We start from the raw sequence: 8,579 nt of genomic DNA on the forward strand, positions 1-8,579 counted from the left end.
GCAAATGACCAATTACGAAATGAATGACTTACTAAAACAATCAGAGGACTTGTTCCATCGAGTTTTGGCGACAAATCACGTCACCTTCAATGATGACTATTACGACGACTTACTTCAGGAGATGCGCATCGCCGTTTTTCAATGGATGCAAGACTATCAAGAGGCGGCCAGTTTTTTAGCCGCTTTTCCCCCGGGGCGCTTATTTACTCGACTGCGTTGGCTCGTCATCGACTGTCTACGGAAACGTCACGGCCAGCGCAAGCGAAACTGTCCCTTGACGGAATCCGAGGAAAGTTTTACCGCTCCCCTAATACAAGATCCCCTAAATCTCATAGAAACGACGGAGACTTGGCAGCAATTTTGGTTGAGCCTCAAGCCTTATGAACAGCACAAATTGCGCACTTTATTGGCAGAAGCTGAAGCCGGTGTCCCCTGCTTAAATCGCAAGCAGCGTTACAAGTACCGCCAGCATATTAAACAAAAATTGAGGTTATTTTTAGAAAAACAGGAGACATCACATCCGTTATCTTCGCTATAAGGGTGTAAGCTTACAAAACACCTGCTACCCAGCGAGAGCTTGCAACTGTCGGCTGACTAGCACAATTAAGAAAATGGAGGAACTGATTATGAAGACACATTTAGACACTAGCCTGGGAGTAATGATACAAGAACCCGACAAAAAGAATCTGACAAAGCAAACTTTGAACTACTGCAAAAAGGACCCGAATCCCGATAGCGTCGTGGCTTTAATCGATATCTTCGCCCCACTAATCCCCGAAGATTCCGATGTCATGAGCGTTATTGAAACAACAAAAACTGAATATGTAAAATAACGATACTCGGGTTGCTCACCAGTAACCCCATCCAACTACTAAACGGAGGAAACCAATATGAAAAAATTACGCATGACTTTTTTAAACAGCGAAGGAAAAAAACACAATCTTGATCCAATTCTAGCTGCTACCAACTTGACTGAACCCACTGTCCGAACCGCGATGGAAGGCTTACGGGATCTGGAACTTTTTGAAAAAGATGACGTCCAACTCTACGCCGAAGTCAAAGGTGCCAAGTACGTGGAAACAATCGAAACCCCTTTGTTTGAGGACTAAAAAAACTCGCAAAAAACCAGTAGCAATTTTCTATCAGCAGCAAAACCAGCTGCCTCGAACCAGTCGTAAAAAACATCTTGTCCCACCAAAAATAACCTTTAACCCCCACTGGCTGCCCCTGCTAGCCACGGTCATTCTTTGCCTCGGCTGGCTAGCGGGGCTGCTCCTCTTTTATTTTTCGATCAGCTAACAACATACCGCCACCTAAAAAGCGCAACTGACCCATGACTTTCTTCGTCATCTGCCAGTTGCGCCTATTTTTTCGTGATCAAAGGGTTTTTTCCCTAGAGAAAAGCTCACGACTCTTCCCTCATCTCCACGTCTCGCTTTTCTCGTTCTGATTCGCGCTTTTCCCATCGTTGCTTCAATTCCCCTAGCAAGGTCAAGGTGAGCTTGCGGGTCTCATCATTTACCCGCAGATAGCCGGAACCTTCTAATAAGGTTACCAAGCCCTCAGGATAAGGGGCCACCTGAAATACCAAAAGTTCATCTGATTCTCCGCGGAAATTCACACAGGGAATTCGCTCCACCTGATATTCTGGTTGTTCCCGCAAGTAGGTAGCGGGGACTGCTAGATAGGTCGCTTGCGATACCGAACCGGGAAACTTGAAACCGGTGATGGTCCCGTCGTCTTCCACGCCCAACACCAACGTCCCGCCTAAAGTATTGGCAAAGGCACTGAGATATTGAGCCACTCGCTGGGGAGCGATGGAAGCCCGTTTGCGATCCAAAAATTGACCTTCTGGTGCATATTGTAAATCCGCTAAATCCCACTGTTTCATGCCTTTTCCTCCCCTCTTACCAAAAGAATAGCGGAAACTGCCAGAAATGTCGAAAAAAAATAGCCTCCTGCAAGGATCACTTGCCGCTGACTATGGCTACCACACCATTTGTCAGCAGTTATCCCTGCTGGAGACTAACTTATTTACAGACAACAACCAATTGAATTTTGGGGAAGCTCCGTTTTAAGAGACTGCTCGCTTCTTCCACAACTGATGATAGTCCTAGGCCTATTTTCTGTCAACTAGGGAACTCCCTGACATTCCCGGCCTAGATAGGGAGTCTATTGGTTACGCTTTTCGTTTATCAGCATAATAACTCAATCATTTTTCTCGATTCTTACAGCTTGAATTTCAAGCCTTTGCGCACTTTTACCACGCTTACCACTGCTGCGGAGACGACTAGTGCTTTCCCCGTATTGCGAGCCACTTTTAGTAGGCGTTGGCCGTCCATTTCTTTGCCACCTTCATAGGCTTCTGACACTTGTTCGGTAGCAAAATCTAGACTGTTTTTTACGCCAACTACCGCTGTTTTGGTGACCGTGGTCAATTTTTCCTTACCATCGGCCAATTGCTCACTATCCCGTCGGACAAAGCCACCAGCGACATCTAGCACGCCATCCACCGTCTTGCCTAGGGTCTGCCCGGCTTGGCGATTGCCGCTGAGTATCTCCTGACTGGCTTCTCGCAACATCTCGGCATTGATCACTTCCGCTGCGATATTGACCACACCACTGAGGGCACCCCCCACTAGCGAGCCGGCACCTTCCCCGATTTTTTGAAATAAATCCATCGAAATCCTCCGCCCTCTCTTTTGTAATGGTTTAAGGATAAATCTGTAGTACGCAATTGGCAACCCAGATCCGTCGACCCCCGCCGGATTTAGGGAAAAAATAAAAAATGATAACCAAAGGAAATCCCTCATAACGGGACATTTCCTTTGCTTATCATTAAAAACTCCTGGTAAACAAAAGCATACCGTTAACCACTCTAGCAGCGAGGCAAAGCGTTGCGACAAGCCTAGAATACCTTTAGGCAGTCATCCTTGTCATGGGCTTCTAAAAAACGCCTTACTTCGCCTTACTTTTCGATGTAGTTTCTGCTATAATAAACAAAAAGAGAAGGAGGTCCGACGATGGAAACTACTAAAAAAAGCCTGATTATCGCGACGATTACTAGCAAAAATCAAATTACTATCCCAAAAGCCATCCGCCAAAAACTCGATGTCCACACCAATGATCAACTGTCCTTTGAAGAAACCGCGGAGGGTGAGATTGTCATCAAAAAAAAGGCGAATGATGATTTCTGGCAAGTCGTCAAAGAGCATTCAGAAACCTACACAATCCCCTCAGAAAGCGAAATCGACTGGGGAAGCGATCTTGGTGGCGAGGTGATTGACGAATGAAAAAACTCAAGCAAGGAGATATCGTCTACGTCGACCTTAACCCGGTCAAAGGGGTAGAAACCGCAAAAAAACGTCCATGCCTTGTGGTTAGCAACGCCAATTATAACAAGTATCTCAACACCATTATTATCCTACCCATCACCAGCTCTATGAAATACACCCAGCCACCCTACGTCAACTCACCACTTTTTGTGCCACTGCCAGACACCAGTAAAGTTACCGGCACAATCTTATTACAACACCTGCGCACCATTGATCCCCAAGCTCGAACAGCGATGAATCCCATAACCACGCTTGATAAAAAAACACTCAACCAAGTTCTCAATGCCTTGAATCACTTCTTCACTCCCGGACCGGAAATTTGATAGTTCAGTGAAAACTAAAAAAACTTTACCATCATTTTTCACTTATGGTAAAGTTTTTTAGTTCGCCCATTTACATAGATTAAATAACCAACCTCTATTCTCAAAAACTACAGACCCCTCCGTCTAAAGGCTTCCTCTGTAGGAATAACGCCACTTTTTTACAAATTATTTTATGACAGGAATCCCGAGCTAGGTTCAGTTATTCATAGCTCAACGCCTCCCCAACCGCCGCGATAAACGCCTCTGCCATCTCGGAACGTTTTCGTCGATCGTTGAACACCGCCACCAACTGATGAGTGGTTCCGTCTGCTAGTGGTCGCAAGCAAATGTGCTCTGCCACAAAGCCACCGATGATGCCTAGACCCGATGCGTAGGCGTCCGACTGTACCAAGAGATTCATCAACGTCCCGCGATCATTGGTGTACAGTGTCGGTTGCAACGGTACTTCGCAAGCGGCCTCCGGTAGGTTGGTATCGTGAGGAATCTCGGAAGTTTGTTGGCTTTTCACTGACGAAATCTCCCTATCCCTTTCGTTGGTTCCGATTCTTGCCATCTCTTCTGCCAAGTCTAAACCACCAGCTGTCACCGCTAACGGATCTTCCTCAAAAGACACGCCTCCATAGGCTTCCTGCTTGAAACGTACCTGAGGATAAGCCGCCAGCTCTTCTCGTAAAATCACCTTTTGTCGCGCCAGCGGATGATCTTTCCGCAAGAAAATCTGGGTTGCAAACGCCCCCAAAACCTCATAGGAAAATCCTTCTTGGGCAAAGTGTCGTTCCAAGATTTTACGATTGGTCTCGTCCAAATACAAAATCCCCAAATCGCCAGTAAAATCCCGTAGCCCCGCCAAAATTTGCTGGGTAGTGGTCTCGATCAGATGAAATTCTTGGCAAGACTGACGAAACTGATTGACTACTGTCAAAAAAGGAGCGGAAAGCAGGTCATAGTGCTGACTTAAAATCGTAAAGTCATGGACCTGCTTACCAGCAAAGTGTTGTTTCAACTGTTCGGTTTGAGCTAAAATCTGTTGGGCATAGACCAAAAAATCTCGTCCGGCTTCGGTCAGTTGGACCCCTACTTTAGATCGTAAAAATAACTCAGTCGCGAGCTCTTCTTCCAACTCTTTCACCGCTTGCGAAAGGCTGGGTTGTGTCACGTACAGCTGTTTAGCAGCTTCAGAAAAACTCCCTGCTGCCGCAATCGTCTTCACATAACGAAACTGTTGCAAATTCATCCCCTTGCACCTCCTTTAGCCCTAGCAACATACGGTCATTCTTCCTTAGCCAATCAAGAAATCCAGGACGTTCATCCCACTAGATGATTGTTCTTTATAAAGCTCCGTATAGCCACATTGCGTGCAGGAAATGGTCACAAATTTTTTATTTTGGATATCAAATAAGCGGGAAAAATTGCCACCCGTCGCTTGAAACCGGTCAGATTCGTAATGTTGATTGCCACACTTTTCGCAAATATATTGTTTCTTTTCCATGAAAAGACCTCCTAAATCGCTAATCCTATATTTGCCTAATCATATCAAACCCCAAGGAATGTGTCACTTGGAAATGCTAATTGGGAGCCGGTGCAGCTACTTTAGTTTATTAGAAATTACCCTTTCAATAATATTTAAAATGCCAATGATATCCCGTAGCTCACAGGTTTGCGTACTAGCCTTAACCGGTTATCCGACGCAAAAATTGGCGGGTACGTTCTTCTTTTGGGGCAGTGAACAAGGTTTGGGGTGGTCCCGATTCTACCACCTCGCCAGCATCCATAAAGACCACTTGGCTGGCGACTTCCCGCGCAAAGCCCATCTCGTGAGTCACCACCACCATCGTGACCCCTTCTTGAGCCAGTTGTTGCATCACTGCCAACACTTCCCCCACAAGCTCTGGATCCAAAGCAGAGGTGGGTTCGTCAAATAAAAGGACAGCCGGTTTGAGAGCGACGGCCCGGGCGATTCCCACTCGTTGCTGCTGACCACCAGAAAGTTCATGAGGGTAATAATGGGCAAACTGAGCCAAGCCGACACGAGTCAGCGCTGCCTGTCCCAGAACCTCGGCTTCTTGGCGAGGTACCCCACGGCCATAGATGAGTCCTTCTGTGATATTTTCCAGAGCGGTTTTATTATTAAATAGGTTATAGTGCTGGAAAACAAAGGCCGTCTGTTGCCGCAGTTGCTGGATTTGCTTTTTGCTCATTTGGCGCAAATCGTAAGTCGCATCCCCTAAGGTCAAGGTACCGGCATCAGCTGTTTCTAAATGATTCAGGCAGCGCAACAAGGTGGTTTTTCCTGAACCCGAGGGCCCTAAAATCACCACCACATCACCTTTCGCCACTGTCAAATCAAGATTCTTCAAGACGGGTTGTTGCTGAAAATGTTTCTGAATACCCCGAGCGGTCAACATCGACTGCCACCTTCCTTTCCTGAGCCGTCAATCGCTGCTCCAATAGGTGAAATACCAACTGAATCCCACCACATAACAACAAATAGATCACAAAAATCACTAAGTAGCTTTCTACATAATGGTAGCCATACGCTGCTTGAATCTTGGCGATAGCGGTGATATCTTGAACCGTCATCACAAATACAAGGGACGTGCCCTTCACCAGATTTACTGCTAAATTACACAAGTTTGGCAGGGCACTTTTTAACGCTTGGGGAAAAATGATACGCCGATATGTGGTGCTGTCCCGCATCCCCAGGGCTCGCCCGGCTTCCAGCTGTCCACCAGAAACCGTCAAGAGAGCTGAGCGGAAAACTTCTGACAAGGAGCCAGTGGCTAATAAACTAAAGATTACGAAGGCATACCAAATGGGGTTTAACTTGAACACATCAATTTCCAGATGCCAGCTAGTAAATAAGCGATTCAACATACTGGGAAGCAAACTATAAAAAAACAATATCAATAAAATCGGTGGGGTCGCACGAATCACGGCCAGATAGACCACGGCAAAACCAGTGATGCCTTTGACTCGGTAAATCCGACCCAAGGCTAACAAAAGGGCCGGCAAAAAACTTAAAGCCAGCGCCACGCCCATAATCGCCAATGTCACTGGCACCCCTTTTAAAGCTAACCAAAAAGTTTCGATGATAAAAGAAAGATTCATGTCTTCACCTGCTTTTCTTGGTTTTTGTTAATTGCTTTGAATGGCGCGGATTTCGCCAACAGCTTCCTGTTTTTGCTGCTGCCAGAAGGCCATGATTTTTCATACAATTGTAAGACTATCGCAAGTACTAGCGCCAAGCCCCAATAAATCAAGGCCGTCGCCGTGTAGGTTTCCAAGGAGTGATTTCCCAGATTGCGGCTAATAAGTAAATTAGCCCCGCCCATCAAATCTAATAAGCCGATAGTATAAGCCAGCGCCGCATCCTTTAGTAAATTCAAGAGACTATTGGCAAAATTCGGTGCTCCGATCCGACATGCTTGCGGTAGTAAAATGCGATAAAAGGCTTGTAACGGTGTCAACCCCACAGTCAAGGCTGCCTCTTTTTGACCCGAGGGCACAGCGCGATAAGCCGTTTTGAATACCTCTGCTACCGGTGCGGCAAATAACAATGTCAAAGCAATCACCGTAAATGTCCCTCGAGACCAACCGTCCGTCGCGATTCCTAGCCACCACCGTAGCAGCTGTGGCAGACCGTAAAACACTAAAAATAATAACACAATCGGCGGTGTACAGCGGATTACGAAAATATATCCCCTAGCTAGGCGTGCCAACACTGGGCTTCCTGCCATTTCACCGTATGCAAGAAACCCTCCTAATAAACTTCCTAAAAGGGCCGTCACTCCACAAACTGCTAGGGTCAAGGGGACATAACCTAGCAGTTGTGGAAGTACTTGTCTGACAAAAGAAAAATCATATTGGACCATCAAATCCCCTCTTTCTTCACGAGTTTCATATAGCAGCCTTGCTCACATTCTCAATGCCGTTTACTGAGGCTTCCAGTAGCACTGAAGTCCCGCAAGCTCTCCTGCGGCTATTCCGTCACAAAATCAAAAACATTCTCACCGAAATACTCCTCTGAAAGCTGTGCCAAAGTACCATCTGCCGCCAGTTCTTTTACCGCTTGGTCGTAGGCAGTGGCAAAGTCCTTATTTTGCTGATTTTTGTAAAGGAGGGGATACGTGGGAATTCCTTTATAAGGAAACCAACTGAGATCATCGGCATATTGATGGTAAGACCCATCTTTTTTGGTCACAGCAGTCTCAAAAGAAAGCTTGATATCGAAAAAGGCATCGTAGCGCCCTTCCAAGACCCAGGCATAGGCGTCGGCCACGTTGAAAGACTCGGCTGCTTTTAGCTCCAATGGCTGGTCAGGGTGTTTCTCGTTGTACTCAGTAATGACGTTATACTGGGCATTTTGTGGTGAAATCGGTACTAATTTGGCAGCATTTTGGGCCAAATCATCGATGCTGGTGAATTTTTGGGCATCCTTGTTACGAATGGTGAACCCAATCACACTGGCCCCCACTGCTTCTTTAGGAATCAGAAATTTTTCTGCTCGCTCCTCCGTGTACCAAGCGCCTTTGATACCCAGATCGTACTTCCCACTTTCTAGTCCGATCAACAGATCCTCGTCGCTAGTGCCGGTGAACTCCAACTGGTACTGGGGCAATTTTTTATCTACCGCCTTAAGCACCTGTACTTCATAGCCGTCAGATTCCCCGGCCTCGTTGATAAAGTCATAGGGCACATAACTCTGGGTGTGAGCAACCTTGATGGTGGTCACCTGAGATTTCCCTCCTGCAGCCGAGGTTTGTGGATTTCCTCCGCGAAGCCAAAATGTCCCTACGACGATCAAAATCACAGCCCCACCGATTAAATAACTACGTTTCATTGATTTACTCCTTGTATATTGTATTTAGGGTTTTAGTCTTCATGATTTGTAAGGATAACCCTATGAACCTGTGTTATTAAA

13 protein-coding genes are annotated in these 8,579 nt (G+C 46.3%); 5 read left to right on the forward strand and 8 right to left on the reverse strand.

The window, feature by feature from the left end; translation table 11 throughout:
- The first annotated feature begins 4 nt into the window (after positions 1–4).
- The 3 genes from ACO03U_RS10705 (at position 5) to ACO03U_RS10715 (ending at position 1,109) form a co-directional block, all read left to right on the forward strand.
- The gene (locus ACO03U_RS10705; RefSeq protein WP_204687077.1) at positions 5–538 is read left to right on the forward strand and encodes an RNA polymerase sigma factor; all 534 of its coding nucleotides are present in this window, start codon (positions 5–7) and stop codon (positions 536–538) included.
- Between the two features lie 88 nt (positions 539–626).
- Complete coding sequence (locus ACO03U_RS10710) at positions 627–833, forward strand: hypothetical protein (protein WP_161869574.1); 207 nt, start codon at positions 627–629, stop codon at positions 831–833.
- 57 nt (positions 834–890) lie between these two features.
- Entirely contained in the window at positions 891–1,109 is a 219-nt protein-coding gene (locus ACO03U_RS10715) for a DUF2922 domain-containing protein (RefSeq protein WP_161869573.1), read from the forward strand.
- A gap of 296 nt (positions 1,110–1,405) precedes the next feature.
- Here ACO03U_RS10715 and ACO03U_RS10720 read toward each other — a convergent pair whose 3' ends face one another.
- Both ACO03U_RS10720 and ACO03U_RS10725 read right to left on the reverse strand, forming a co-directional pair.
- The gene (locus tag ACO03U_RS10720; protein ID WP_161869572.1) at positions 1,406–1,891 is read right to left on the reverse strand and encodes an AlbA family DNA-binding domain-containing protein; all 486 of its coding nucleotides are present in this window, start codon (positions 1,889–1,891) and stop codon (positions 1,406–1,408) included.
- A gap of 337 nt (positions 1,892–2,228) precedes the next feature.
- Positions 2,229–2,681 carry a hypothetical protein gene (locus ACO03U_RS10725; protein WP_204687078.1) on the reverse strand — a complete coding sequence of 151 codons (453 nt, stop codon included), beginning with the start codon at positions 2,679–2,681 and terminating at the stop codon, positions 2,229–2,231.
- Between the two features lie 342 nt (positions 2,682–3,023).
- Between ACO03U_RS10725 and ACO03U_RS10730 the strand changes: the two genes are divergently transcribed.
- Both ACO03U_RS10730 and ACO03U_RS10735 read left to right on the forward strand, forming a co-directional pair.
- Positions 3,024–3,293 (forward strand): type II toxin-antitoxin system PrlF family antitoxin, encoded by a 270-nt coding sequence (locus ACO03U_RS10730; protein WP_204687079.1) that lies wholly within the window; start codon positions 3,024–3,026, stop codon positions 3,291–3,293.
- A complete protein-coding gene (locus ACO03U_RS10735) occupies positions 3,290–3,658 on the forward strand; it encodes a type II toxin-antitoxin system PemK/MazF family toxin (RefSeq protein ID WP_204687080.1) in 369 nt (122 codons plus the stop codon). Before ACO03U_RS10730 ends, ACO03U_RS10735 begins: the two co-directional genes overlap by 4 nt.
- A gap of 199 nt (positions 3,659–3,857) precedes the next feature.
- On the opposite strand, the gene ACO03U_RS10740 is transcribed toward ACO03U_RS10735, so the two are convergent.
- The 6 genes from ACO03U_RS10740 to ACO03U_RS10765 form a co-directional block, all read right to left on the reverse strand.
- Positions 3,858–4,892, reverse strand: coding sequence for a LysR family transcriptional regulator (locus tag ACO03U_RS10740; RefSeq protein WP_204687081.1), 1,035 nt, complete (start codon positions 4,890–4,892; stop codon positions 3,858–3,860).
- A 45-nt stretch (positions 4,893–4,937) separates the two neighbouring features.
- Positions 4,938–5,147, reverse strand: coding sequence for a zinc ribbon domain-containing protein (locus ACO03U_RS10745; RefSeq protein WP_161869569.1), 210 nt, complete (start codon positions 5,145–5,147; stop codon positions 4,938–4,940).
- A gap of 181 nt (positions 5,148–5,328) precedes the next feature.
- The gene (locus ACO03U_RS10750) at positions 5,329–6,063 is read right to left on the reverse strand and encodes an amino acid ABC transporter ATP-binding protein (RefSeq protein WP_204687082.1); all 735 of its coding nucleotides are present in this window, start codon (positions 6,061–6,063) and stop codon (positions 5,329–5,331) included.
- The gene (locus ACO03U_RS10755) at positions 6,002–6,766 is read right to left on the reverse strand and encodes an amino acid ABC transporter permease (RefSeq protein WP_204687083.1); all 765 of its coding nucleotides are present in this window, start codon (positions 6,764–6,766) and stop codon (positions 6,002–6,004) included. Before ACO03U_RS10755 ends, ACO03U_RS10750 begins: the two co-directional genes overlap by 62 nt.
- Entirely contained in the window at positions 6,763–7,530 is a 768-nt protein-coding gene (locus ACO03U_RS10760) for an amino acid ABC transporter permease (protein WP_204687084.1), read from the reverse strand. The genes ACO03U_RS10755 and ACO03U_RS10760 overlap by 4 nt, the downstream gene beginning before the upstream one ends.
- 107 nt (positions 7,531–7,637) lie before the next feature.
- A complete protein-coding gene (locus tag ACO03U_RS10765; protein ID WP_204687085.1) occupies positions 7,638–8,498 on the reverse strand; it encodes a transporter substrate-binding domain-containing protein in 861 nt (286 codons plus the stop codon).
- Positions 8,499–8,579: the final 81 nt, after the last annotated feature.

The organism is Enterococcus diestrammenae, from assembly GCF_049384045.1.
GTDB lineage: Bacteria > Bacillota > Bacilli > Lactobacillales > Enterococcaceae > Enterococcus_C > Enterococcus_C diestrammenae.